The following is a 24,795-nucleotide window of genomic DNA, read 5'->3' on the forward strand; positions in this document are numbered from 1 at the left end:
ATAAATTTTATTATTCTTATTTGAAGTTGTTTTTTCAATTATAAAATATCCTTACTTATCCTTCTTTCCCCATTTAATTTTAATTTTCCCTCCATCATCGACTGCTAGTAAGTGCAAAACAATTCCTCTGTTGCGAATGGCGTCTCGTTCGGCTTTGGTGGCTAGTTTGGCATCGTTTTTAGAATTTCGGAGCGGAACTGTCATTGCCAGATTGGTATTGTTACCGATAGAATAAACTCCCTCGACATCAAAATTCAGAACACTCGAGCTTACTCTTAAATCCAAGACATCGATATCATGCCCTCTTAAAACAAGATTTCCTGACAAATCGCTGAATGTGATATTTTTTACATCGCGAAACGGAAATGCAAACTTTCCGATTTTTACAATTGGCTCAAAATTTACCAAAGCGCCGTTATTGACTTTAAAACTAACATTTCCTGTTGCCGATTTGGGCACTAAATTCCCTTGGGAATCCATCACTCCACCAATATTTGCTTTGGTTGTTAGTTTTCCTCTAATATCTTTTGCATCAAATGATTTAATATCGAAGTTATTAAATGATGTTAGAAAACTAGTAATATCTACATTATTAACCTGTGCACTGGACTGAAGGTTGTACTTATTCCCTTTTGGGTTCAACACTCCCGAAAAAGCGACTGTTCCTCCTGATGTTTTCAGAAATCCATCATGAACTGTTACATTGGAGTTAGTTAATTTAATTGTTGCCTTGGCATCTGAAGCGGTTAGTTTTCCATACACTAACTTCTCTAAATTAAGCTGTAATACTACCTGACATTTATTTATAACGGTATGAAGCTGATCTGAAAAACTCTCTCCATTGGCTGTTTTTTTGGCAACCTGTTTCTTTTTTTGTGTTGCTGCAATAACGCCTATAAATTGTTTTACATCGATGCTTGGGCTATAAATCTTCCAATCGATTAGCATTTTTTCGGGAGCATCATAATACAGATTCAGGAAATTATCAACTCTTCCTTCTACATAAACCGTATTGTGTCGGTCTTTGAACGCGAATTTTTTAATTAAAAGTGCTTGTTCGGTAAAGTCCAACTGAATATTTGTTTTTTCAAAATGAAGCCCTTTCGGAATATACTTTAAACTGGCATTTGCAACCCGAACACTTCCTATAAATTTCGGTTTTCTGAAGTACAAATCGACAATATCACACTCGAATTTAAAATCGACTTTGGCTTGACCGTTAGAAAAATGCATTAAATCGGCATTTATTATACTGTTGAGTTTTTCAACTTCAAAATCGGCATTTAAGATTCCTGTTGCAACTGGCTTGTCGAAATTATGAATCATTGCATTCGGAATTACAAAAGCCATTTTGTTATAGGCTCCTTTAAAATCTTTTAGTATCACAGCCGAATTTGCATCTTCACACCCCAACTCTTCTTTGAATATATTTGTAAACTTACCATTGAAGCTACAGTCTGAAATAAATCCATCGGGAATCTGTAATTCATTATTCTTTACCACAGCTGTTACATTAATCTTAGGATCTCCTTCGGAATTGAAATCTCCATCAAGAATACAGGTTACATCTATCGGCTTTTTTAAATCATAAAATTTTAGTTTGGAACTAATATTATTGGCTAATAAATTGGTTGCATCCTTCCAGAGAATCTTTGTTTTTATCTCAATCAAGAAATTAGCACTAGGTTTATTACCTACATCAAAACTGGATTTAACATCAAATTTATCTCCTCCTATTTCGAGTCCATCAACATTGGCTGTAATTTTATTCTGGTCTGATTTATATGTAGCTGCAATGATTCCTCTGATTCGTTTGTCTTTGGCAAAGCTTCCTTTTTGGGTATTGAATGCCATGCTTTTTACGTTTGTTTCTACAAAAAGATTGGTATTCCAATTATCCCCATCGTAATTAATTTTGGCTTTTAATGCCATTACTTCAAAATCGAATAGTTTATTTCGCGGTTTGTTTTCGGAAATAAAATGCACATTGGTCAAACTTATTTCATCAATCATTGTTGTTTTTGCGTTGGCTTTTTCCTCTTTTTTCGGCTTTTTCCTGAAGATGTCTGTGTTTGTTATTCCGTTTGGACCATTGTACAAATCGAGTGTCGCATCATTTATTTCGATTTTATGAAAATCTATTTTATCCGACATTAAATTCATAACATTTAATCGCACTTCTATTTCTTTTGCCACCAGAAACGTTCTTTTGTGTTGCACCCACAAACTATCTTTTAGAGTCACCTCTTTTAAAGCTAAAGTAAGATTAGGAAATCCCGTAAGAAACTTATAATGAATATCTCCTATATGAATCGTCCCGCTAATATTATCGTTTATCTTATTATTTATTTTAGAGACAATTTCGGCTTTGTTATTATTAAAATAAAATGCCAATGCTCCCGAGGCAATTAATACCAAACCAATAAGCCCTAAAAGAAAAAAAGCAATGCGTTTGGCATACTTTTTAAAACGAGCCGACTGAAGAAAATGTTTCATTTAAGCGTAGATTTTTAAAGGAGTATTAAAGATAATCTAAAACAGTAGAAATAACTACGTTCCCTTACAGAAAAACGCCTTTACAGCACATAAGTGCTACAAAGGCGATATTGTTATTACTCACTGAGTTTAATTAATTTTAACGGATAGAAACATAGGTTTTTTTACATAAAAAAGATCCAAAAAAAAAGAAATACATTTCTTTCACATAGCTAGGCTCTGTGCATTTAAAAAAAGTGAAATGCCTTTTTTGAGATTACAAGATCTATGTTTCTATGTATTAAATGATATTTTTATGAATCACCAAAGCTTGATTATTTAGCGAGATGTGCTTGTCTGAATTCTTTTAAAACTTCATCGATAACCCAAGTGGTTCTCGCTGCCGAAATTCCGTTAGACGGGCAACCAGAATTGCCAAGAATTTCCTGCACAACGGTTTCTATAAGCGGCTGCTGGATATGCAGCGGATTCTCTATCGGGAAGCTTTCTATTTTTCCGTCTTTATCTTCAAGCTGTATTGGATCGTTACCAAAGGTTGAAAAGGAAATTTTACCTTTATCGCCTACGATTTCGACAATATCATGTCGTTTATGACTACCAAAATTCCACAGTCCTGTGCCGTGAATTCCGTTTTCAAACAGAAATGACATCGAAACGCTATCTTCGGCTGGATATGCCTTAAGTTGTGAAGTTGCATGACCTCGAACCGACTTAATTGGTCCAAAAACAAAATCTAGAAAATCTAGTGTATGACATGCCAAATCAACAAATATTCCACCGCCAGAAAGATGTGGCAAAACTGTCCAAGGCAAATTAATTTCGTCGTCGTATCTTGCTTCAAAAGAATGATACAAAACACAGTTTACATGTCTTGGCGTTCCAATGATGCCGTTATCGATTAACTCCTTTATCTTTAGGAAACGTGGCAAACATCTTCTGTAATATGCTACAAATAGCGGTACATTGTTAGCCTTGCAAGCACTTATCATTTCGTTGCATTCTTCAAAATTTAATGCCATTGGTTTTTCGACATAAACTGGTTTTCCTGCTTTGGCGCATAAAAGCGCATATTCTTTATGTGATGATGGCGGCGTTGCAATATAAACAGCATCGACATCTGGGTCATTTATTAAATCGACAGCATTCGAATACCACTTAGATACATTATGACGTTTGGCATAATCTTCTGCCAAGGCTGCATCTCTGCGCATTACAGCTACCAGAGCTGAGTTTTTTGCTTTTTGAAAAGCTGGTCCGCTTTTTACTTCGGTTACATTACCACAGCCTATAATTCCCCATCTGATAATTTCCATGTTTCTATTTTTATTGGTATTTCAAATTTAGTTTAAACTAAATAAAAAGTTGGCTATGAATTTTAAAAATTTGCTCTCTTTGCGTGAATATTTATGAACCGATCATGTAAGAAACTTTAGTTTTACGTAAAATAACCCCAAACTTGTCGTTTCGACGAAGGAGAAATCTCCGCGGGTAGCTCGACAAAGATTATGGAGTTTCTTGCGGAGATTCTTCGTACCTCAGAAAGACAAGATTGAGTAAAAACTTTTCGAACATTGCATAAAGCCTTGCCTACTTTGCGGTTAAAATCCCATAAAAAAAACAGGCTCCTCAAATTAGAGAAGCCTGTTTTAAACTATTTAATTCTTACGGTTTACTTTTTAGGTAATGCTTTAAATCCCATATTGTACAATGTAAATGCCTGAATATCGACATTTTCCTGAATTGTAGCTGCTACTGATTTTCCTGCTCCATGTCCTGCTTTTACATCGATACGGATTAAAACTGGATTATCTCCTGTTTGTTTTTCCTGTAATTCAGCTGCAAATTTAAAACTATGTGCTGGTACTACTCTATCATCATGATCTCCTGTAGTTACCATAGTTGCTGGGTAATGAACTCCTTTTTTTACATTGTGAACTGGTGAATATCCTTTGATGTATTCAAACATTTCTTTGCTATCCTGAGATGTTCCATAATCGTATGCCCAACCTGCTCCTGCTGTAAATGTATGGTAACGCAACATATCCATAACTCCTACTGCTGGTAACGCCACTTTCATTAATTCTGGACGTTGTGTCATTGTTGCTCCTACTAATAATCCTCCGTTTGAACCTCCGCGAATTGCTAAGAAATCTGAAGATGTATATTTTTGAGCTATAAGATATTCTGCTGCTGCAATGAAATCATCAAATACATTTTGTTTTTGCATTTTTGTTCCTGCATCATGCCATTTTTTACCATATTCTCCTCCTCCACGAAGATTTGGAACTGCATAAACTCCTCCGTTTTCCATCCAAACTGCATTTGCAATACTAAATGATGGTGTTAAGCTAGCGCTGAATCCTCCGTAACCATATAAAATAGTTGGGTTTTTACCGTCTAATTTCAATCCTTTTTTATAAGTAATTATCATCGGTACTTTTGTTCCATCTTTAGATGTATAGAATACTTGTTTTGATTCGTAATCTGCACTTTTGAAATCAACTTTAGGTTGCTGATAAATTTCTGATTTCCCTGACTTAACATCAAAAGAATAAATAGTCCCTGGAGTGGTGTAATTTGTAAATGAATAGTACACTACTTTATCCTCTTTTTCTCCACCAAAACCACCTGCTGTTCCTACCGCTGGTAATTTTATCTCTCTAACTAATTTCCCAGTATAGTCATATTGTTTTACTGAAGAAACTGCATCTTTCATATAGTGTGCAAAGAAATATCCTCCTCCTGTTGATGGTGATAATACATTCTCTGTTTCGGCGATAAAGTTTTTCCAATTTTCTGGTTTTGGATTGCTTACATCAACTGTTACAATACGCTTGTTTGGTGCTTTTAAATCAGTTACGATAAACAATTTTGTTCCTTCGTTTTCTAGTACTCCGTTTGCACTATTAAAATTATCTACAATAGTAACAATTGGGCTATTTTCTTTAGTTAGATCTTTAATATACAACTCATTCCCATAAGTAGAGTTAGCTGCTGTAATGATTAAATACTTCATATCATCGGTTACATAACCTCCAACATATCTTCTTTTTTGATCTAATCCAAAAACTACTTTATCATCTTTTTGTGCTGTTCCTAATTTATGGAAGTACAATTTATGCTGATCTGTTTTTGCAGACAATTCGCTTCCTTTTGGTTTATCATAACTTGAATAGTAGAATCCTTCTTTTCCTTTCCAAGAAATACCACTAAACTTCACATCTACGATTGTATCTTCTAATACTTTACGAGTTTGTGCGTCTATGATAATTACTTTTCTCCAATCGCTTCCTCCTTCAGAGATAGAATAAGCTGCTATAGTTCCGTCTTTTGTAAAATCCAATCCTCCTAACGATGTGGTTCCGTCTTTTGAGAATGTATTTGGATCTAAGAAAACCTCATCTTTACCGTTTTCTCCTTTTTTATATATTACAGATTGGTTTTGCAATCCGTTATTTTTAGAATAATATGTTGATTTTCCTCTTACAAAAGGTGCTCCTATTTTTTCATAGTTCCATAATTTTTCCATTCGTTTTTTTAACTCATCTCGAAAAGGAATTTGGTCTAAATATGCATAGGTAACTTTATTTTGTGCTTTTACCCAAGCAGCTGTTTCTTCAGATTTATCATCTTCAAGCCAACGATATGGATCACTCACTTTAGCATCAAAATAAGTATCAATAGTTTCTCCCTTTTTGGTATCAGGATATTTTATCGAATTTGATTTTTGACTTTGTCCAAACGCGACTGTTGTAGCGGTTATAGCCATTAGAATACTAATTTTTTTCATTGTTATAATATTTCGGTTTGTAGCAAAAATAGTTATTTTTTCAATCTAATTTAATATAAAAACGCTAACTATATCGTTAGCGTTTTTAGTGGTCTTATTTACGATTTATTATCTTACAAATTGAAGTTAACTCCTAAAACTATGTTGCGTCCTATATTAGGAATTCCATCTGTTTTTAATCGAGATAAGTGCGCAATGTATTTTTTATCGAATAAGTTATTTCCGTTTATATTTACATCAAAAGCCGTTTTGCCAAATTTCACTTTTCCTCCTAAACCTAGATTAACTAATGAATATCCTTTTGAAGCTGTTTCAAAACCGCTTACATTATCCTGATTAAAAGTTGAACTTACATTTAAAGTTGCAAATCCATCTTGGAACCAGTTCTTGATGTTAAACTCTGTTCTTATCGTGTTATTCCAGTTGTTTGCAGGAATTAATGGCAGGTAATCTCCGTTTTGCTTTTTACCCGTTACGGTTTCAAAACTAGTTTCAAAATGCAACCAATCTAAAGGATGTGGATGAAAATGCAATCCAACCTCTCCACCATACAATTTAGCATTGTCCTGTACATAAGCAAAAACATCATTATTATCAATTATATCTCCTGTTGGCGAAGTATAGATATAGTTGTTTACATGATTATAAAACCCATTTACAAAAAACTCAAAATGACTGTTTTTATATTCCAAATTCAAATCGGTTTGTACGTTTTGCTCCGTTTTTAAAGCTCCGTTTCCAACTTCGTAACGATTTGTTCCTTCATGAACCCCATTTGATGTTAGCTCTGCCAAGTTTGGCGCTCTAAATCCGGAAGCAACATTTAAACGCATTGTTAAGTTATCTGCAAGATTGGTTTTATACCCCAACGATGCGTTGAAACTATCAAAGGATCTGTCTAATGCCTGAAAATATCCTTCTTCTCCTTCTGTTCCGTGTGCAATCGAAGTTACGTTTCGGTTATCAAAACGCAAACCTGCTTGTAACACATTACTTTTCCACTCGTAATTTGCTGTTCCAAAAACACCAAAATCATTTGTTGTTGCATCTGGAATTAAATATTCTTCTCCCGAGTTAGCATTCTTTTGATGCATTCCCTGAACGCCAACAATGGTTTCGATTTTACCCATTTTAGGCAAATGATATTTTGCATTGTAATTAAATGTTTTTAGTTTCATGTGCAATGCAGCCTCATTACTATCTTCAAACTCACTTCTATCATTTGTGATATATCCTAAATCGACATCTAATTTTGAATTCTGAAAGAAAAAAACATTATTTAAACTCAACAAATGATTAAAAACGCCTTGTCTTGGAAACTCAGTATTCTTAGTTGTTGTTTGTTCTCCAAATCCTTCTTCGGGAATTCCTAAATCTAGTTTGTTGTAATTGTAACGCAAAACACTTGAGAAACTAGAATTACTATATCCTATTCCGGTTTTAAAATCGGTTTCGTTATAACGGGTATTTGTTACACGATCGCTATCTCCTGCTTTATAATCTGAATGTGAATTAAAACTTCCACGCGCTAAAAATTTCCAATTTTCTGTAGATGTTTTTAAGCCAATTGAAGAATTACTCCCTTGTGTATTAGAGAAATATTTCTGACTGAAATTTGCCTTAAAATCTCCTGCATCGGCAAATTTTTCTGGGTTAAAATACAACACTCCTCCCAAAGCATCTGAACCATATAATAACGATGCTGGTCCTTTTATAACCTCAACACTTTCGACTCCTGCATCATTTAATCCCAAACCATGTTCGTCTCCAAATTGTTGGTTTTCTAATCGAACTCCTTGCGAATACACTAAAACACGGTTTCCGCTTAATCCTCGAATTACTGGTTTACCAATAGAAGTTCCCGTAGAAATCTGAGAAACTCCTGGTATTGTTGCTAATCCTTCTATTAATGTTGAAGTCCCTTTTTGCTGTAATGTTTTAATAGTTTCATGTTCTACTTTCATTACGTTTTGTGATTGTAATTTGCTAAAAGCTGTTGACACAATTACCTCGTCCATTTCAAAAGCTGCTTGCGAAAGCAAAATATCCAGCGTGTTCTCTTTTAATAATTTTTCGATGTTTTTATTTTGAGTTGTATACCCTACAAACGTAAATGCAATACGCAATCCTCCTTTTGGAAGATTATTTAAGATGTACTTTCCGTTTTCGTCGGTTGTAGTTCCTTTATGTAATTCTGAAACATAAACTGAAACTCCTGGAACTGGTTGATTTTGCAAATCGGTTACGGTTCCAGAAACTGTATTTTGGGCATTAATCAAGCCCGAGAACCCTAAAATTAGGGCAATTATGATTTTTTTCATTGTAAATGATACTATAGTTAGATGATTTCTTCATTAAAAAAATTCAAAAAAATGTATAAATACGCTCAACAATTCCGATAACTATCAGAATTAGTAAACCATTTTTACCGTTCGAATCTATAAACGAAGGTTTTGTTTGATTTTATGAAAATCAAAACGGGGTAAATACGTTGTATTCCGAAAATATCGGATACAAAAATCTAAACTATGGGTGGACCTCGAAGAGAATATAAACTTCCGGAAAATAAAATAGTTGTTCCCGAAAAGCTAAAGAAATAAGGAATTTCATCATGAAAAACTGGTAACTGAAAAGTGAATTTTTCAGGTGTAATATAACTGCTTATCGCAAAATGACATACATAGCAATAATCGAAATTATGGTGCTGATGCGTTATTTCGGTATTTGTTACGTTATACTCGTGATGACATTGTTTTTTTGAAAACTCTTGTACAATATGCTCATAACTATGGAATGACTGGAACAGCATTGAGAACAATACCGTCATCGTCAAAGAAATACTTAATATGAGCTGTTTTCTTTTCATTCGCTACAAAGGTATAAAAAACATGTAAGCGAAATGAATACTATAGAAAAAAGGTTCTGAGGCACTAAGTTGCAAAGGAGCAAAGCTTTTCCTTTATAGCCTACCCAAAAAAATTAATCAAAAAGCTCATAAAAATTTAAAATATGCATTCAAATTTGAACAAATCATGACATAAAACAGAATAATCAAAATCAAATCGCAACCGAAACACTCAAAATCTTATATTTGTATGGTTTATATCAAAATGCAAAAATCACTTATACTCTTGGAACAATCATTAAAACCAAAATCCAAAATGCGATTATTTTTTAGTTGTTTATTTTTAGTTTCGTTTCTGAATGTTTTTTCTCAGGAAGAAATGGCTCCTGCTACTGAAGCTCCAAAAGTAAAAATTGACTCTCTATATCGAGAAGATCAGTTTTATTTTGCGATTACCTATAATGCATTGAACAATGCACCAGAAGGATTATCGCAAAAGAAATTTTCAGCAGGATTAAGTTTTGGTTTTTTAAGAGATATGCCTATTAACAAAAATAGAAATGTCGCTATTGCAGCTGGTTTAGGTTTTAGTTACAAAAATTACTTTCAAAATATTGCAATAACAGGAACTAGCGATGCTCCTATTTATAATGTAGTAAATTATTCTAATGTTAATTCAAACAAATTTACCCAATATTTAGTCGATTTTCCTATTGAATTCAGATGGCGTACTTCTACTTATGAGAGTTATAAATTTTGGAGAATATACGGCGGTATAAAATTTAGTTATGTTTTATTTGACCGATCTGTTTACAAAGATTCGGAACAAAAAGTAACCATTAAAAACAATAGTGATTTCGAAAAATTCCAATACGGTGTGTATATGTCAGCTGGATTTAATACTTGGAATATTTATGCCTATTATGGTTTAAAACCTTTATTTAAATCGGCAAAAACAACTACTGAAAGTATCGATATGAGAACAATGAATATTGGTATAATCTTCTATATCCTATAACCAAAAAACTAAAAATAGTATTTGCGGAATTATCCCAATCAGTAATCCTATAATCAGTTCCTTATTGGTATGAGCATTCATTTCCAGGCGCGATGAAGCTACCAAACCATTCATTAATATAAAAAAAGCAACCCAATACATCATGTGGGGTACTTGAAGATGTCGACTCAATCCAATTGCGAAAATCGTTAATCCGCTAATGGCTATCATGTGCAAACTGGCTTTTATTTTAAAAAAAGACAATACAAGTGCAATTATAGTACTAAACAATGCTCCTAAAAAGAAAAAATGCAACTCTGGATATCGCATAATCACTACACTACGCTTAACCAATAAAATAATTAAAAAACAATGAAGCACCAACGGAATCTTACGTTGTGCCGTTTCATGAATCATAATCGAATCGACATTTCCTGTTGAACGAAGCAACAAGAAAAACAACATTGGAACTAAAACCGTAATAATCAATATCTGAAAAAGAATAAAGAATTTCTCCTCATTGACAAATGCATCTTCTTTAAAAAAAAGATAAAACATACTCGCATACATCGAAATAAACAATGGATGGAATAGATAGGAAATTATTGGAAGAATCTTTTTCAACTGCTTGATTTTATTGTCTTGAACAAATATAAAAAAATATATGACTTTCTATAAAATGCTCAAAATTTTAACAGCAACTAAAAAAGGGAACGCAGATGAAGCAGATTTACTAAAATAAAGATGCTGATAAAAACTAATTTCAGAAAATGACAAAAGAAAAAATCCGCTTTTATCAGCGTTTTCGCCTTAGCGAAACTGTGTCATCCGCGTTCCATTATAGACAAACTTTACAATTTGAATAATTGCATTTTTAAGAAAATATTAAAAACTCTTTTTCTACCTTTAATGTTTCAAATTATATCATGATTTCTAAATCATATTTATCATCAATTTGCGTTTTACATTTCAACACAAAACATTTCACAAAACAATGCCTATAAATCTTAAAAACATAATTCAAACACTTCATGCTAAATGGTTTGGAGGTAATTCCGATATCAATATCGACCATATTTCTATTGATAGCCGTTCTTTACAAAACGGACCTAAAACTTTATTTTTCGCTTTAAGCGGACCAAACAATAATGCGCATGACTACATTCCTGACTTAATCGAAAAAGGCGTTCATAATTTTGTGGTAACACATATTCCTGAAAATTATACACAAAGAGCTAATTATATAGTTGTCGAAAATTCACTAACAGCTTTACAGGCAGTGGCTGCTTACTATCGAAGTCTTTTTGATTTTCCTATTATCGGATTGACCGGAAGTAACGGCAAAACGATAGTAAAGGAATGGCTCAATTTCTTGTTGAGTCCTGACCATAACATTATAAGAAGTCCAAAAAGTTACAACTCACAGGTTGGCGTTCCTTTATCGGTGATTGCTATAAATGAGAAACACAATCTAGGTATTTTTGAAGCAGGAATTTCGACGGTTTCTGAAATGGATAAACTAGAAAAAATCATCAAACCTACTATCGGACTTCTTACCAATATTGGTTCGGCACACGACGAAGGCTTTTTAAATCTTGTACAAAAGATAGATGAAAAACTACTTTTATTCAAAGAAACTCCCACAATTATTTACCAAAAAACAGAGGTTGTTCATTCTTGTTTGACACAATTTGCAGCCGAATATCTGCTGGAATCCAGAAAATTATTTTCTTGGAGTTTTACTGATAAAAATGCCGATGTTTTAGTTACTACAAAACAAACTCATAACGGAAACACATTAATTCGATATGAATATATCGATGAAATAAATGAATTTACTATTCCGTTTCAAGATGATGCTTCGATAGAAAATGCTATTTCGTGCCTAATGGTTTTGTTGTGCTTAAAATACGATTCGGCTACAATCGAAAACCGAATGCATTTATTGTATCCTGTAGAAATGCGCTTGGAAGTAAAAAACGGAATTAACAATTGCAGTATAATCGATGATAGTTATAGTTCCGATTTTCAATCGCTAAAAATCGCATTAGATTTTCTGGAAAGCCAGCATAAATTCAAAAAGAAAACCGTGATTTTATCCGATATTCTTCAGAGCGGTTTTACAAATGACGAATTATATTCGAAAGTGGCTCAACTTATCGAGTCCAATAAAATAACTCGTGTTATTGGGATTGGTTCGACCATTTCGTCTTTTAAAGATAAATTTACTAATTGCATAACATTTCCCGATACAGCAACATTCATTACGCATTATGAATCGTTGGATTTTGAAAATGAAACCATTCTTGTAAAAGGAGCACGTTCGTTTCAGTTTGAAGAAATTGTAGCATTGCTTGAGGAGAAAACACACGAAACAATTCTAGAGATTAACCTCAACGCTATTGGTCATAATCTTAATTTTTTTAAATCAAAAATAAATCCAGGCACCAAAATGATGGTGATGGTAAAAGCCTATAGTTATGGAAACGGTGGTCTTGAAATCGCAAAATTACTAGAACATCACAAAGTAGATTATTTGGGTGTGGCTTTTGCCGATGAAGGAATTTCACTTAAAAATGGTGGCATCAAACTACCGATTATGGTACTTAATCCTGAAACTACTACTTTTTCGGCTATTATTCAGCATCAATTAGAACCCGAAATTTATAGTTTAAAAGGACTCAATGCCTTTTTGAAAATTGCTAAAGAAAAGAAACTACATCATTTTCCCATTCATATAAAATTAGATACAGGAATGCATCGATTGGGCTTTGAAGCCAATACGCTCGATGAGTTAATTGCTACTCTAAAAGGGAATACAAACGTTGAGGTAAAAAGTATTTTATCGCATTTGGCAACAAGTGATGAGGAGAAACATTTTGACTTTGTCCTTTCTCAAATTGATTTATTCGAAAAACTATCTTCTAAATTATTGGCGGCATTAGACATTAATCCAATTCGCCATATTCTGAATACTTCTGGAATTAGCAATTTCCCTCAGGCACAATACAATATGGTGCGTTTAGGAATTGGTTTATACGGAGTTTCTAATGATCCAGCAGAACAAAAATATTTGGAAAATGTAAGCACATTAAAATCGATTATTTCGCAAGTAAGAACTATTCCTGCCGATGACAGCGTGGGATATGGGCGTCGGTTTATGGCCGAAAAAGAAACCCGAATCGCTACAATTCCGATTGGTTATGCCGACGGAATTGCCAGACTTTGGGGTAACGGAGTGGGCTTTGTAACTATAAAAGGGCAAAAAGCACGGATTATTGGAAACATTTGTATGGATATGCTCATGGTTGATGTAACTGCTATTGATTGCAAAGAAGGTGATGATGTAGTCATCTTTGGCGAAAGCCCAACTGTAATCGAAATGGCACAAGAATTACGCACGATTCCGTATGAAATTCTTACCAGTATTTCGCAACGTGTGAAACGCGTATTTTTCCGTCAGTAATATTTTAGTTCATAATTAATTAAAATATGCAAAATATTACTTATTTTCGAGTGAGAAAAAATTTTAAACTAAACAATATCAATTATGGGAATGTTATCTGAATTTAAGGAATTTGCAATGAAGGGCAACGTGGTAGATTTAGCTGTCGGTGTCATAATTGGAGCTGCTTTTGGTAAAATTGTGAGCTCGTTTATCGAAGATGTTATTACACCATTGCTATTAAAACCTGCATTGGATGCCGCGCATTTATCTTCAATTGAACAGTTAACTGCTTTTGGAGGCGTAAAGTATGGTTTATTTATTTCGGCAGTAATTAACTTTTTAATTGTTGCTTTTGTACTATTTATGATAATCAAAGGGATTAATCATGCCAAGAAAAAAGATGTTGCTCCACCTGCTCCAGCAGCACCTACGCAAGAAGAATTATTGACTCAAATTAGAGATTTATTAAAAAAATAATCCGCTACACTATTGTCTAACTAAACCGTTCATAATCTGAACGGTTTTTCTTTTTTGTTACAAATATAACTTTTTGTTATTTTTTGTGAACCCGCTTGTTTTCAACTTCATTATACCTATTTTTGCACTTCAAATAACAAACATTCACAATAAAAAATATAAAAATGAGAATAGCGATTGTAGGCGCTACCGGTATGGTTGGCGAAGTAATGCTAAAAGTATTGGCAGAAAGAAATTTCCCTGTTACAGAATTAATTTTGGTTGCATCTGAGAAATCAGTTGGTAAACAAATCGAATATAAAGGAACGAATTATACGGTAGTTGGATTACAAACGGCAGTTGATCTGAAAGCTGATATTGCTATTTTCTCAGCTGGTGGAGAAACTTCATTAGAATGGGCTCCAAAATTTGCAGCTGCAGGAACAACTGTTATCGATAACTCATCGGCTTGGAGAATGGATCCTACAAAAAAATTAATCGTTCCTGAAATCAATGCTTCAACTTTAACAAAAGAAGACAAGATTATAGCAAACCCAAACTGTTCGACTATACAAATGGTTTTGACATTGGCTCCTTTGCACAAAAAATACGATATCAAAAGAATTGTTGTTTCTACGTACCAATCTATCACTGGAACTGGTGTAAAAGCTGTAAAGCAACTTGAAAATGAATATGCTGGTATAAAAGGTGAAATGGTTTATAAATATCCTATTCACAGAAATGCTATTCCTCATTGCGATAGCTTTGAAGAAAATGGATATACCAAAGAAGAAATGAAACTAGTTCGCGAAACTCAAAAAATTCTTGGTGACAATACTATTGCTGTAACTGCAACTGCAGTTCGTGTTCCTGTTGTTGGTGGACATAGCGAAGCAGTAAATGTTGAGTTTACAAATGATTTTGATGTAAATGAAGTACGTGAGATTTTACATCATACTGACGGTATTGTTGTTCAGGATAACCTTGACACATTTACCTACCCAATGCCTCTTTATGCAGAAGGAAAAAATGATGTTTTTGTAGGTCGTATTCGTCGTGACGAAAGCCAACCAAACACTTTAAATATGTGGATTGTTGCCGATAACCTAAGAAAAGGTGCTGCAACAAATACAATTCAGATTGCAGAATATCTTGTAGCTGCAAAATTGGTATAATACACACAATTATATTAGATAAAAGCCGTAATCGCAAAATTGTGATTGCGGTTTTTGTTCGTTATAATAACTCCGGTTTTATAATTAAAAACTACATTTATAATTTCAACTAAGACATATTTAAATGCATAATTCAAATAACGAAAGTATAATAGAAACAATTCGGAAATTAGATTCTCAGATAGCAAGAACAAGAACTGATTATTACCAAGTGTTAAAAGAGCCTTTGAATGATTTAGAAATAAATGCATTAGAAGAAAAATATAAAATTAAAATCCCAACTGATCTAAAACTGCTTTACAAATGGAAGAATGGACAAAACCATAATTCATTTGAATCATTTGTGAATAATTCGATGTTTATACCTCTAGAAGAAACACTTCAAATTGCAGCCGAAAATACTTCGATGATTGGAACTGATTTTGAAATTGAAAATTGGTGGAATGAAAAATGGCTGCCTATTTTCCATAATGGTGGTGGAGATTATATTTGTTATGATTGTCATGGGACTTTCACAGAAAACAAAGGACAACTAATTGAGTTCTGGCATGGTGATAACGACAGAAATGTTATATCACTAAATTTAGAAACTTTTATATCAAGGCTTACCCATTATTATGAAATTACCGAGCAGAAAGATTTTGATGAATACTTTGAAATCGAAAGTATTGATAATTACCCCAAAAGATTTATTGTCGAATAAATGAATCTCTTTTTTTAATATAAAGCCGTAATCACAAAATTGTGATTACGGCTTTTCTGCAGAAAAAGAGTATTCTCAACAATAAAAAAAGCCATATCTTAGCTACTATAAATACAAAACGCATGAACTTCGATAACTATAAAGTAATCCCGAATTACAACACCCACAGAACCGACTTGTTTCTTGCTGATGATGAAGACATTCAGGCTTGCGAACAAACTTTAAACATCACTTTTGACAACAATTATAAAGAATATGTTGTAACGTACGGAAGCGGAATTCTGGGTGGAACGTACGTAAGAATCTATCTTCCGGAAACAATAGTACTCACTGTTGATGAATGGAAAAAAAGAATAAACGAATATTGGTTTTGGGATGAAGGAGCAGCTGTTTTAACAAAAGAGCAAGTTTTAGACTCAGTAAGAATTGGAGATACTTTTGACGGTGACGAGATTATTCTCTATAAAAACGAGTATTACATTTTACCAAGAAATAGCGAAATGATATACAAAGCAGGTAAAACACTCGAAGAAACTATAAATTGGTTATGCAATTCTGGAATTTTAACTGAAGCATTTTCCGAAAGAGAATTCGAACCTTTTGACCCAAGCGAATGGGGTGATAAATTATAATAAAACGATAGCATTTAAATAAAATGGCAGAAGAACAAGACAAATATGTCAAAATACTTTTTAGATTTTTTAGTAAAATTCTTAACGAATCGGCTGTAGAAACATTATGGGCAACAACAATTAATGCTGAAAATGGGCTGTACAAATTGGATAATATTCCGTTTTATGCACCCGTTTCTTGTGAAGATGTTGTTTTTGCAGAATTCGACGAAACGGAACAAAAATTAGTCTATAAACAAACGATTGAGCATTCAGGAAATTCTACAATTCAGGTTATTGTATTAGATAAAAACATTCAAATAAACGATTTACGTGAAGTATTTAATGAACTCGGCTGTGAGTCTGAAAAATTCAATAAGGACTATTTTGTAATACAAATTCCAGCAGCTTTAAAATACGAACCGATCCGACAAAAATTAATCGAGTTAGAAGAAAACAAGATTATAAATTATGCTGAACCTGATTTATCAGATAATCATTGGTATTAAAAGTTGTAAAGCGTCAAATGAAAATAGTAGAATGAGATTTGTAAAATGACAAAAACTTAATTCACTAATAGTCTTTACAATAAAAACAGAATAATTAGTCATTCATGGAAACGATACAAATTACAAAAGTCACGATAACAGATATTGAAAAACTGCAAAACATAGGAAGACAGACGTTCCTAGAAACTTTTTCGAAGCCTAATACGGAGGAAAACATGAACAATTATTTGTCTACTAGCTTTGCCTTTGATAAACTTAAAAAAGAAATTGAAAATCCAGATTCTGAATTCTTTTTTGCAGTATTAAATGATGCCGTTATTGGATACTTAAAAACAAATTCAGGAGACGCACAAACAGAATTAAAAGATAATAATGCCTTAGAAATTGAACGTATTTACGTTTCGCAAGAATTCTTAGGCAAAAAGGTTGGACAACTTTTGTATGACAAAGCGTTGCAAATTGCCAAAGAAAAAAATGCTGGCTATTTATGGCTTGGCGTTTGGGAACAAAACCATAGAGCATTGGCTTTTTACAAGAAAAATGGCTTTGTAGAATTCGACAAACACATTTTTAAATTAGGAAATGACCCGCAAACAGATATAATGATGAAGCTGACCTTAAATTGTCTATAGAGGAACGCGGATTAAACAGATTCGCGTTTAATCCGCGTTTTTACTTTTGTATCCCGATAGCTATCGGGACCGTATCATCCGCGTTCCTTTCGCAAAGAGTTAGATAGAGTATTTACATTATTAATAAATGAAAAAATGAGTTTAGAGCTTGATAATTTTTATCTAAAAAAAGAAGAACCAAACAAAGGTTGCTTACTTGCATTACGAGATATTATTCTTTCACAAGACTCAGAAATTACTCATACATTAAAATATGGCATGCCTTTCTTCTGTTATAAAGGAAAGATGTTTTGCTATTTGTGGGTTCATAAAACAAATAACAAACCCTACCTTGGCATCGTCGAGGGAAAACACTTTGATAATCCTGAGTTACTATCCGAAAAACGCTCGCGGATGAAAACAATGCTATTTGACCCAGACAAAGATTTACCAATTGATACCATCAAAGGAATTATTGAAAAAGCAATTGGTCTTTACAAAACTGGAGTAATCAAAATAATAAAGAAAGGAAAATAGTAACGCTAAAAATTAGTTATGCCATTTGTTAGAATAAGTTTGCCGAAAAAATTATCGCAAGAAACCAAAGAAAACATTTCGATTTCGATACACGAATCTTTAATTCAGGAATTCAACATTCCAGAAGATGATTATTTTCATGTAATAGAAGAATTAGAAACTACACAAATTAAGTTCCCAAAAAGCTACCTTGGCATTACCCATTCGGAAAACATTATTTACGTTCAGATAACAGCTGGACAAGGAAGAACAAAAGAGCAAAAAACAAAACTATATGCTCAGATTGCAACTAGAATTTCAAGTACAACCGAAATCCTAAAAAATGACATTATCATAATTCTATTGGAGAATAATGGTAGCGAAAATTGGTCTTTTGGAAATGGGGAAATTCAAGAACCGAAACATTTAAAACAATAAGTAACAAGCAACATAATGGACAATTATCTAAGACAATTAATATCAATCGAATTTGAAGACAGAAAAGAAATCTTTACTGGATTTCTTATTGATTATACCGACGATTGGATTTTAATCAAAAATAATCCCGTTGACTTTATAATTGATGGTTACGTAATTTTAAAAAACAAAAACATAAAGTCAATAACACGAGATAGCGATAATGCATTTACAGAAAGTGTAATCAGACTGAAAGGATTGAAAACCAACTCAGACGAAATAATTCCGTTAAGAGATTTATCTTCTATACTTACCTTTATAACAAACAAATATGAAATTTTCCAGATTGCAAAAAAATCGGAGAAAGCTGTTTATCTCGGTAAGTTGATAAAACTGGATGAAGAAGAATTGGTTATCGATTTTCTGGAAACACGAGGGAAATTTGGAGGCGAGCTAAGTTTTAATCCAAACAAAATAAGAGTAATAGAGTTTGATACTGATTATATCAATTCGTTAAAGCTTCTTGTTAATGAAGGAAGAAAATAGAACTTTAACTTAAGTTTTAAAACCTATTGAAATTAATCAGATCATGAAAATTACTATACGACAAGAAAATAAAGATGATTACCCAAAAGTTTTCGAAATCATCGAAGAAGCATTTAAAAATGAAGAATACAGCGATCATAAAGAACAATTTCTAGTTGAAAAACTAAGAAAATCGAATGCATTTATTCCTGAATTATCCCTTGTTGCCGAAGTCGACAATGAAATAGTAGGGCATATTTTGTTGACCAAATTACAAATCGAAAACAAAGACCAAGTATTTGATTCACTTGCTTTAGCTCCTGTTTCGGTAAAACCAGAATTTCAGGGAAAGGGAATTGGTGCAAAACTGATTCTAGAAAGTCATGCTATCGCAAAAAAACTAGGTTACAAATCGATAATTCTTTTGGGTCATGAAAACTATTATCCTAGATTTGGGTACGAACTTACTAGCAAATACAATATCGAAATGCCGTTTGATGTTCCTACAGAAAACTGTATGGTAATTTCGTTAACCGAAAATGGATTAGATGGTGTAAGCGGAAAAGTAAAATATCCAGCAGCATTCATGGAGTAAAATAGTACTAGAATGAATTTATATAAACTGAAGATAAGCATTCCATAAGAGCAACCGTTTGAAATCATAATCGAATTTCCAATTGATATTCTCTCTGAATATAATGTGCATTATCAATAATTCTTTAAACAGAACACAAAATACAACAATTCAAAAAAATCATCTTAACCATATAAAAATGTAAGTAAATATAAGCAGGACTAATCAGAGTAAAACTTAAATGATCTTATATCACTTAAATGGTACAGTTTTTTGGTTACAATAGTAAATTTAAACTCAAATAAAATGACAAAACATACAAATCCAAATCAGATAGATTCAGACAATTTTGTTTTACAAGATTATTTGGACAGAATTCATTTTGTTGGCGATATTAAATCAAATATCAAAAGCATTGGTAAATTAATGCAATGTCAGCTGTTTTCCATTCCTTTCGAAGACTTAGATGTTCAGGCTGGGAAAACAATTTTATTAGCAGGAAACGATATTGTCGATAAACTCATAACCCGTAAACGCGGCGGATATTGTTATGAAGTTAACGGTTTATTTGCTCTAGTGCTTCAAAAAATGGATATCCCGTATCGTTTTGTTGCTGCTCGCCCATTGGTAACCCCAGTTGAAAATCCTAAAACGCACATAGCAATTATTGTAACCGTTGAATCAGAAGAATATTTGGTCGATTTAGGCTTTGGTGGCAACGGGATAAGAGAACCATTAAAACTAAATGATACTACCGCTGTGCAACAAGGCACTGAAACTTTTGCTTTGGTAAAGTCAGAAAACGGAAGTTTCATATTGCAAACTTTATTGCATAACGAATGGAAAGATTTATATTCATTTGATTTATCACATCAAGAATGGATTGATTTTAAACCTGCCAATCATTATAACTCAACACATCCAGATTCTTTTTTTACGCAAAATCTTGTTGTGGTTTTACAAAATCCATTGGGAAAAAAGATACTTTTTAAAAACTCATTTAAATCTATTGAAAACGGAAAAGCTCAAAGTTATACTTTCGAGCCTGAACAACTTGATGGTATTTTAGCAACTGAATTTAACTTAAAAAAAGCGTAGTGATTACTATGTAAAGGCTACATCTTCTGTTTTTAAAGTAGAAAAAAGGCAAAAACCATAATCCAAAAAATATACTTAATTTTGTAAAATGTCAGTTCATAACAACTCAAGACCAAAAGAAATAGATTAAAAAACAATGTTATGAAGTTAACATCCGAAGAATTACTAGTAATTATTGATCCTCAAAAAGATTTTTCTTGAATCATCTTTGATTATCAATTCCACTCCGATGGCTATCAAAACTATGTCTCTATGTGTTAAATACTATTTTTACGACCCGAGCTAATCGAACAGACGAAGTAATTGCACCCAACGAGTTAATATAATTACAAAACCATGCAAGTTTTACCTCCAAAGGAATTATCGCCATATATCAAACATTATCTTTTTTTAGAAAATAAAGGTAATGATACTCAGAAACTCCGTTTGTTTTCTGATGGTAATACTGGCGTTGTGTTCTCTTTAAAAAGTAAACTCATTTCTGGTTTTAGCAATTATGAAGCACAAAATTACTTGCCAAGTTCATTTTTGTACGGACAACTAAATGGTTTTAAAGACATTTATTCGGGCAGCGAAATGTCGATTGTTATTGTGGTTTTCCAACCTAACGGAATCAATCAATTACTAGGAATCACCAGTAGTGAGCTGCGTGATACGATAATCACTATCGATGATATATTTGGTTTAGAAGGAATTGAACTTCAGGAAAAATTATCCGAGCAATCGACTATTCAGGAAAGATTGAATCTTTTAAATCATTTTTTTAAAACGCTTGAAGCGAAAAAACCTATATCAAACCAATTGATAGCTGCTGCTTCATTGGATTTTATTATCAAAACCAAAGGACAGTTTTCGCTCAAACAATTAGTTGATTATACGGGTTATACCGAAAGGCATATCGAAAGAAAATTCACAGAATGCGTTGGATTGAATCCAAAGAAATTCGGCAATATTGTAAAGATTCATGGCTTTTTAAAACTACTCAAGAACAAATCAGAAGATACCAATCTCACCACGATTTCTTATGACGCAGGATTCTCAGATCAATCTCATCTTATACGAGAATTTAAAAAACATACCGGAATGACTCCCAAAGAATATTTGTATAATGCAGGAAAACTAACCAATAACTTTATAGAAACTGTTCCTGCTAAAAATCCATAGACCACTTTGCGTAAACCTTTGCGCCCTTTGCGGTTAATTTTTTTTCCACAGATTTCACAGATTAAAATGTCGGTTTTATACAATTTGTAAATTATTGACAACGCTATTTTTGTCTAAAATTAATAGCGTACCATATGAAAAATCTAAAAATAGCCACAGCTCAATTCGAGAATAAAAGCGGCGATAAAAACTACAATTTATCTGTAATCGAGAAACTTTCTCAAAAAGCATCTGGTGAAGGTTGCGATGTAATTGCGTTTCACGAATGCTCTATAACCGGATATACATTTGCAAGGCATTTATCAAAAGAACAAATGCTAAACTTGGCAGAAGTTATTCCGAATGGAGAAAGCGTCTTAAAACTTACCGAAATAGCCAAAAAGAACAACATAGTTATATTGGCAGGACTTTTTGAAAAAGATGACAATGATAATTTATTCAAAGCCTACGTTTGCGTAGATAAAAATGGTTTGGTTGCCAAATACCGAAAACTACATCCGTTTATAAATCCTTATCTAACACCCGGAGATCGTTATTGCATTTTTGAAATCAAAGGTTGGAAATGCGGAATCTTAATTTGCTACGACAACAACATTATCGAAAACGTACGTGCGACTACACTTTTGGGTGCTGACATTATTTTTATGCCTCACGTAACCATGTGTACCCCTTCTACCCGACCTGGCGCAGGTTTCGTTGCACCTCAGCTTTGGCAGAATCGTGAAGCCGACCCAACTTCGTTACGATTGGAATTTGACGGAATGAAAGGACGCGATTGGTTAATGAAATGGCTGCCAGCAAGAGCATATGACAATGCTATTTATGCTGTTTTCTCCAACCCAATTGGTATGGACGATGACCAGTTAAAAAATGGCTGCTCTATGATTATCGATCCTTTTGGAGATGTAATTGCCGAATGCCGTTCTTTTGATGACTCATTTGCAACAGCAATACTAACCCCCGAAAAATGCATTCAGGCAGGAGGAAATCGTTACATAAAAGCTAGAAGACCAGAATTATACCGTGATATTATTGGGCAAGAACATAAATCGGAACAAAATGTAGTTTGGTTAAATACGGATGAAAAAAAACAAAACTAACCCATTTGGTGTAATTATTTCAACACATAGACACATAGTTTAACAAAGCCTAGAAAAGACGTTTCACTTAAAAATAAATCACATAAGGCTATGCGAAAAAAATATATTTTTCTTGAATCACCTTTGACTATCAATTCTGTGAATCTATCCCGATATGTATGGAAACTATGTCTTTATGTGTTAAATATCATTTTTACAAATTGCAACCAACTAGTTAAAACTAATCTTTTACAGCCATAAAAGAGTTGCCCCCCACAACAACATAAATCTTCTGTTGAAATAAAAAAGTGGGGCTTGACGACCAAATTTCAGCTGTTTTCCGAAAGAAAAATTTATCTTTGAGGAATTGATTAATCTACAGAATAAAAACACTACAATGGAATTTTTTAAAACTACAAATGAAGATATTGATGCCGTATTCGATATCTATAATGAAGCCACGTCGTATCAAAAAACAGTCAATAATAAAAGCTGGAGAGGTTTTGAAAAAGCATTAATAGAGAAAGAAATCGCCGAAGACCGTCACTTTATAATCAAAGATGAAGGGGAAGTTGCCTGTACATTTGTACTTACTTTTAATGATTTGATTATTTGGAAAGAAGCCAGCGCAGATCCTGCAGTATATCTTCATCGTATTGCTACGAACCCAAAATTCAGAGGTCGTTCTTATGTTACAAAAATCATAGAATGGGTGAAAATATATGCCAAAGAAAATGGTAAATCGTACATAAGACTAGACACTCATAGCGGAAACGAGAGAATAAATAAATACTATATGAGCTGTGGTTTTGACTTCAAAGGCGTTAGCGTTATCGAATGGACAAACGAATTACCAGAACATTACAAAGAAGGTTCTTTTAGCTTGTTTGAGATTAAATTATAATTCATTGAATGTGATTATTTTTAACACATAGAAACATAGGTTTTTCACTCTCAAAGAAGGCGTTTCACTTGTTTTAAATACACATAGCTAGCTTTGTGAAAGAAATGTATTTCTTTTTGCTTTCTTTTTTTTACAAATAAAATCTATCTTTCTATGTGTTAAATGAAATTTTGCGCATTGTACCCAACAGGTTAAATTATATCAATTCAGATTATGAAAACCGTATCTTACAAAATTGAGGTTTTTTACTAAAATATATTTTCCTTTAAGAATTTTAAATACCTTTGATATATGAGCACAGCAATAAAACTAAAACATATTGGCAGAAATATTAGCCGAATTAGAGAACTTAAAGGCATGAAACAAGAAGCGTTGGCTTTTGCAATTGGCTTAACTCAACAATCTGTTTCTAATATTGAAGCAAGCGAAAATGTTGATGAAGAAAAACTTATTGAAGTTGCAAAAGCACTTGGAGTTTCTGTTGAAGCAATTAAAAATTTTACAGAAGAAAACGTGATTAATTATTTCAATACTATTTACGATAACGACTTTAGCCACAGTAATGGGGCTATACAATCAAATCATTGCACATTCAATCCATTAGATAAATTGATGGAAGCTGTAGAAGAAAACAAAAAACTCTATGAACGTTTATTGCAGACTGAAAAAGACAAAAACGAATATTTGGAGAAACTATTAAAAGGCAAATAAATGTCCTTTAATAAAATATAATATATTACAAAAAAAGAGATTTCAAATTTGAAATCTCTTTTTTGTTTTAAGATTACAAATGAGAAATGATTTCATGCTTTTGAACAATTGATTTGGGATAAATTCTTATTTATTATTTAAAATACAACCTCAAAATCGATTTTCA

The 24,795-nt window shown here is 32.9% G+C and carries 23 protein-coding genes; 17 read left to right on the plus strand and 6 right to left on the minus strand.

Features of this window, described 5'->3' with window-relative positions:
- Nucleotides 1–51 precede the first annotated feature (51 nt).
- The 5 genes from OIU80_RS15545 to OIU80_RS15565 form a co-directional block, all read right to left on the minus strand.
- Nucleotides 52–2,496 carry an AsmA family protein gene (locus OIU80_RS15545; protein WP_264287903.1) on the minus strand — a complete coding sequence of 815 codons (2,445 nt, stop codon included), beginning with the start codon at nucleotides 2,494–2,496 and terminating at the stop codon, nucleotides 52–54.
- A 314-nt stretch (nucleotides 2,497–2,810) separates the two neighbouring features.
- The gene (locus tag OIU80_RS15550) at nucleotides 2,811–3,809 is read right to left on the minus strand and encodes a Gfo/Idh/MocA family protein (RefSeq protein WP_264287904.1); all 999 of its coding nucleotides are present in this window, start codon (nucleotides 3,807–3,809) and stop codon (nucleotides 2,811–2,813) included.
- A 356-nt stretch (nucleotides 3,810–4,165) separates the two neighbouring features.
- On the minus strand, nucleotides 4,166–6,265 hold the full coding sequence (locus OIU80_RS15555; RefSeq protein ID WP_404827379.1) for a prolyl oligopeptidase family serine peptidase: 2,100 nt from the start codon (nucleotides 6,263–6,265) through the stop codon (nucleotides 4,166–4,168).
- Nucleotides 6,266–6,399: 134 nt separating this feature from the next.
- The gene (locus OIU80_RS15560) at nucleotides 6,400–8,607 is read right to left on the minus strand and encodes a TonB-dependent receptor (protein ID WP_264287906.1); all 2,208 of its coding nucleotides are present in this window, start codon (nucleotides 8,605–8,607) and stop codon (nucleotides 6,400–6,402) included.
- Between the two features lie 200 nt (nucleotides 8,608–8,807).
- Nucleotides 8,808–9,152, minus strand: coding sequence for a hypothetical protein (locus OIU80_RS15565; RefSeq protein WP_264287907.1), 345 nt, complete (start codon nucleotides 9,150–9,152; stop codon nucleotides 8,808–8,810).
- A 229-nt stretch (nucleotides 9,153–9,381) separates the two neighbouring features.
- On the opposite strand from OIU80_RS15565, the gene OIU80_RS15570 reads away from it, so the two are divergent.
- Nucleotides 9,382–10,149, plus strand: coding sequence for a porin family protein (locus OIU80_RS15570; protein ID WP_319004972.1), 768 nt, complete (start codon nucleotides 9,382–9,384; stop codon nucleotides 10,147–10,149).
- Here the strand turns inward: OIU80_RS15570 and OIU80_RS15575 are convergent.
- Entirely contained in the window at nucleotides 10,144–10,752 is a 609-nt protein-coding gene (locus OIU80_RS15575) for a hypothetical protein (RefSeq protein ID WP_264287908.1), read from the minus strand. The two genes, OIU80_RS15570 and OIU80_RS15575, sit on opposite strands and share 6 nt — an antisense overlap.
- 370 nt (nucleotides 10,753–11,122) lie before the next feature.
- Between OIU80_RS15575 and OIU80_RS15580 the strand changes: the two genes are divergently transcribed.
- The 16 genes from OIU80_RS15580 to OIU80_RS15655 all read left to right on the plus strand — a co-directional run bounded on the left by OIU80_RS15580 (nucleotide 11,123) and on the right by OIU80_RS15655 (nucleotide 24,629).
- The gene (locus tag OIU80_RS15580; RefSeq protein WP_264287909.1) at nucleotides 11,123–13,594 is read left to right on the plus strand and encodes a bifunctional UDP-N-acetylmuramoyl-tripeptide:D-alanyl-D-alanine ligase/alanine racemase; all 2,472 of its coding nucleotides are present in this window, start codon (nucleotides 11,123–11,125) and stop codon (nucleotides 13,592–13,594) included.
- Nucleotides 13,595–13,678: 84 nt separating this feature from the next.
- Nucleotides 13,679–14,053, plus strand: coding sequence for a large conductance mechanosensitive channel protein MscL (gene mscL, locus OIU80_RS15585; RefSeq protein WP_264287910.1), 375 nt, complete (start codon nucleotides 13,679–13,681; stop codon nucleotides 14,051–14,053).
- A gap of 164 nt (nucleotides 14,054–14,217) precedes the next feature.
- The gene (locus OIU80_RS15590; RefSeq protein ID WP_264287911.1) at nucleotides 14,218–15,207 is read left to right on the plus strand and encodes an aspartate-semialdehyde dehydrogenase; all 990 of its coding nucleotides are present in this window, start codon (nucleotides 14,218–14,220) and stop codon (nucleotides 15,205–15,207) included.
- 124 nt (nucleotides 15,208–15,331) lie between these two features.
- Nucleotides 15,332–15,910 (plus strand): SMI1/KNR4 family protein, encoded by a 579-nt coding sequence (locus OIU80_RS15595; RefSeq protein ID WP_264287912.1) that lies wholly within the window; start codon nucleotides 15,332–15,334, stop codon nucleotides 15,908–15,910.
- Nucleotides 15,911–16,032: 122 nt separating this feature from the next.
- Entirely contained in the window at nucleotides 16,033–16,542 is a 510-nt protein-coding gene (locus OIU80_RS15600) for an SMI1/KNR4 family protein (protein WP_264287913.1), read from the plus strand.
- Nucleotides 16,543–16,565: 23 nt separating this feature from the next.
- Complete coding sequence (locus OIU80_RS15605; RefSeq protein ID WP_264287914.1) at nucleotides 16,566–17,030, plus strand: DUF4265 domain-containing protein; 465 nt, start codon at nucleotides 16,566–16,568, stop codon at nucleotides 17,028–17,030.
- A 104-nt stretch (nucleotides 17,031–17,134) separates the two neighbouring features.
- Nucleotides 17,135–17,662 carry a GNAT family N-acetyltransferase gene (locus tag OIU80_RS15610; RefSeq protein ID WP_264287915.1) on the plus strand — a complete coding sequence of 176 codons (528 nt, stop codon included), beginning with the start codon at nucleotides 17,135–17,137 and terminating at the stop codon, nucleotides 17,660–17,662.
- A gap of 135 nt (nucleotides 17,663–17,797) precedes the next feature.
- Nucleotides 17,798–18,178, plus strand: coding sequence for a DUF1801 domain-containing protein (locus tag OIU80_RS15615; RefSeq protein ID WP_264287916.1), 381 nt, complete (start codon nucleotides 17,798–17,800; stop codon nucleotides 18,176–18,178).
- 18 nt (nucleotides 18,179–18,196) lie between these two features.
- Nucleotides 18,197–18,595 carry a tautomerase family protein gene (locus tag OIU80_RS15620; protein WP_264287917.1) on the plus strand — a complete coding sequence of 133 codons (399 nt, stop codon included), beginning with the start codon at nucleotides 18,197–18,199 and terminating at the stop codon, nucleotides 18,593–18,595.
- Nucleotides 18,596–18,610: 15 nt separating this feature from the next.
- Nucleotides 18,611–19,120, plus strand: coding sequence for a hypothetical protein (locus tag OIU80_RS15625; protein ID WP_264287918.1), 510 nt, complete (start codon nucleotides 18,611–18,613; stop codon nucleotides 19,118–19,120).
- A 43-nt stretch (nucleotides 19,121–19,163) separates the two neighbouring features.
- The gene (locus OIU80_RS15630) at nucleotides 19,164–19,694 is read left to right on the plus strand and encodes a GNAT family N-acetyltransferase (RefSeq protein WP_264287919.1); all 531 of its coding nucleotides are present in this window, start codon (nucleotides 19,164–19,166) and stop codon (nucleotides 19,692–19,694) included.
- Between the two features lie 285 nt (nucleotides 19,695–19,979).
- Nucleotides 19,980–20,771: an arylamine N-acetyltransferase family protein gene (locus tag OIU80_RS15635; RefSeq protein ID WP_264287920.1), complete on the plus strand. Its 792-nt coding sequence runs from the start codon at nucleotides 19,980–19,982 to the stop codon at nucleotides 20,769–20,771.
- A 336-nt stretch (nucleotides 20,772–21,107) separates the two neighbouring features.
- Complete coding sequence (locus OIU80_RS15640; RefSeq protein ID WP_264287921.1) at nucleotides 21,108–21,935, plus strand: helix-turn-helix domain-containing protein; 828 nt, start codon at nucleotides 21,108–21,110, stop codon at nucleotides 21,933–21,935.
- Nucleotides 21,936–22,069: 134 nt separating this feature from the next.
- On the plus strand, nucleotides 22,070–23,035 hold the full coding sequence (locus OIU80_RS15645; protein ID WP_264287922.1) for a nitrilase family protein: 966 nt from the start codon (nucleotides 22,070–22,072) through the stop codon (nucleotides 23,033–23,035).
- Between the two features lie 376 nt (nucleotides 23,036–23,411).
- On the plus strand, nucleotides 23,412–23,918 hold the full coding sequence (locus OIU80_RS15650; RefSeq protein WP_264287923.1) for a GNAT family N-acetyltransferase: 507 nt from the start codon (nucleotides 23,412–23,414) through the stop codon (nucleotides 23,916–23,918).
- Between the two features lie 291 nt (nucleotides 23,919–24,209).
- A complete protein-coding gene (locus OIU80_RS15655) occupies nucleotides 24,210–24,629 on the plus strand; it encodes a helix-turn-helix domain-containing protein (RefSeq protein ID WP_264287924.1) in 420 nt (139 codons plus the stop codon).
- Nucleotides 24,630–24,795 lie beyond the last annotated feature (166 nt).

Origin of the sequence: Flavobacterium frigoritolerans, from assembly GCF_025847275.1 — a bacterium.
In the GTDB taxonomy this organism is placed as follows: domain Bacteria; phylum Bacteroidota; class Bacteroidia; order Flavobacteriales; family Flavobacteriaceae; genus Flavobacterium; species Flavobacterium frigoritolerans.

Bases quoted from the DNA above. Each gene is read 5' to 3' on its own strand.
- OIU80_RS15595 (WP_264287912.1), top strand. From the start codon at position 15,332: ATGCATAATTCAAATAACGAAAGTATAATAGAAACAATTCGGAAATTA.
- OIU80_RS15545 (WP_264287903.1), bottom strand. From the start codon at position 2,496: ATGAAACATTTTCTTCAGTCGGCTCGTTTTAAAAAGTATGCCAAACGC.
- OIU80_RS15550 (WP_264287904.1), bottom strand. From the start codon at position 3,809: ATGGAAATTATCAGATGGGGAATTATAGGCTGTGGTAATGTAACCGAA.
- OIU80_RS15605 (WP_264287914.1), top strand. From the start codon at position 16,566: ATGGCAGAAGAACAAGACAAATATGTCAAAATACTTTTTAGATTTTTT.
- OIU80_RS15635 (WP_264287920.1), top strand. From the start codon at position 19,980: ATGACAAAACATACAAATCCAAATCAGATAGATTCAGACAATTTTGTT.
- OIU80_RS15590 (WP_264287911.1), top strand. From the start codon at position 14,218: ATGAGAATAGCGATTGTAGGCGCTACCGGTATGGTTGGCGAAGTAATG.
- OIU80_RS15580 (WP_264287909.1), top strand. From the start codon at position 11,123: ATGCCTATAAATCTTAAAAACATAATTCAAACACTTCATGCTAAATGG.
- OIU80_RS15655 (WP_264287924.1), top strand. From the start codon at position 24,210: ATGAGCACAGCAATAAAACTAAAACATATTGGCAGAAATATTAGCCGA.
- OIU80_RS15645 (WP_264287922.1), top strand. From the start codon at position 22,070: ATGAAAAATCTAAAAATAGCCACAGCTCAATTCGAGAATAAAAGCGGC.
- OIU80_RS15570 (WP_319004972.1), top strand. From the start codon at position 9,382: ATGGTTTATATCAAAATGCAAAAATCACTTATACTCTTGGAACAATCA.
- mscL (WP_264287910.1), top strand. From the start codon at position 13,679: ATGGGAATGTTATCTGAATTTAAGGAATTTGCAATGAAGGGCAACGTG.
- OIU80_RS15620 (WP_264287917.1), top strand. From the start codon at position 18,197: ATGCCATTTGTTAGAATAAGTTTGCCGAAAAAATTATCGCAAGAAACC.
- OIU80_RS15560 (WP_264287906.1), bottom strand. From the start codon at position 8,607: ATGAAAAAAATCATAATTGCCCTAATTTTAGGGTTCTCGGGCTTGATT.
- OIU80_RS15650 (WP_264287923.1), top strand. From the start codon at position 23,412: ATGGAATTTTTTAAAACTACAAATGAAGATATTGATGCCGTATTCGAT.
- OIU80_RS15630 (WP_264287919.1), top strand. From the start codon at position 19,164: ATGAAAATTACTATACGACAAGAAAATAAAGATGATTACCCAAAAGTT.
- OIU80_RS15600 (WP_264287913.1), top strand. From the start codon at position 16,033: ATGAACTTCGATAACTATAAAGTAATCCCGAATTACAACACCCACAGA.
- OIU80_RS15565 (WP_264287907.1), bottom strand. From the start codon at position 9,152: ATGAAAAGAAAACAGCTCATATTAAGTATTTCTTTGACGATGACGGTA.
- OIU80_RS15640 (WP_264287921.1), top strand. From the start codon at position 21,108: ATGCAAGTTTTACCTCCAAAGGAATTATCGCCATATATCAAACATTAT.
- OIU80_RS15610 (WP_264287915.1), top strand. From the start codon at position 17,135: ATGGAAACGATACAAATTACAAAAGTCACGATAACAGATATTGAAAAA.
- OIU80_RS15555 (WP_404827379.1), bottom strand. From the start codon at position 6,265: ATGGCTATAACCGCTACAACAGTCGCGTTTGGACAAAGTCAAAAATCA.
- OIU80_RS15625 (WP_264287918.1), top strand. From the start codon at position 18,611: ATGGACAATTATCTAAGACAATTAATATCAATCGAATTTGAAGACAGA.
- OIU80_RS15615 (WP_264287916.1), top strand. From the start codon at position 17,798: ATGAGTTTAGAGCTTGATAATTTTTATCTAAAAAAAGAAGAACCAAAC.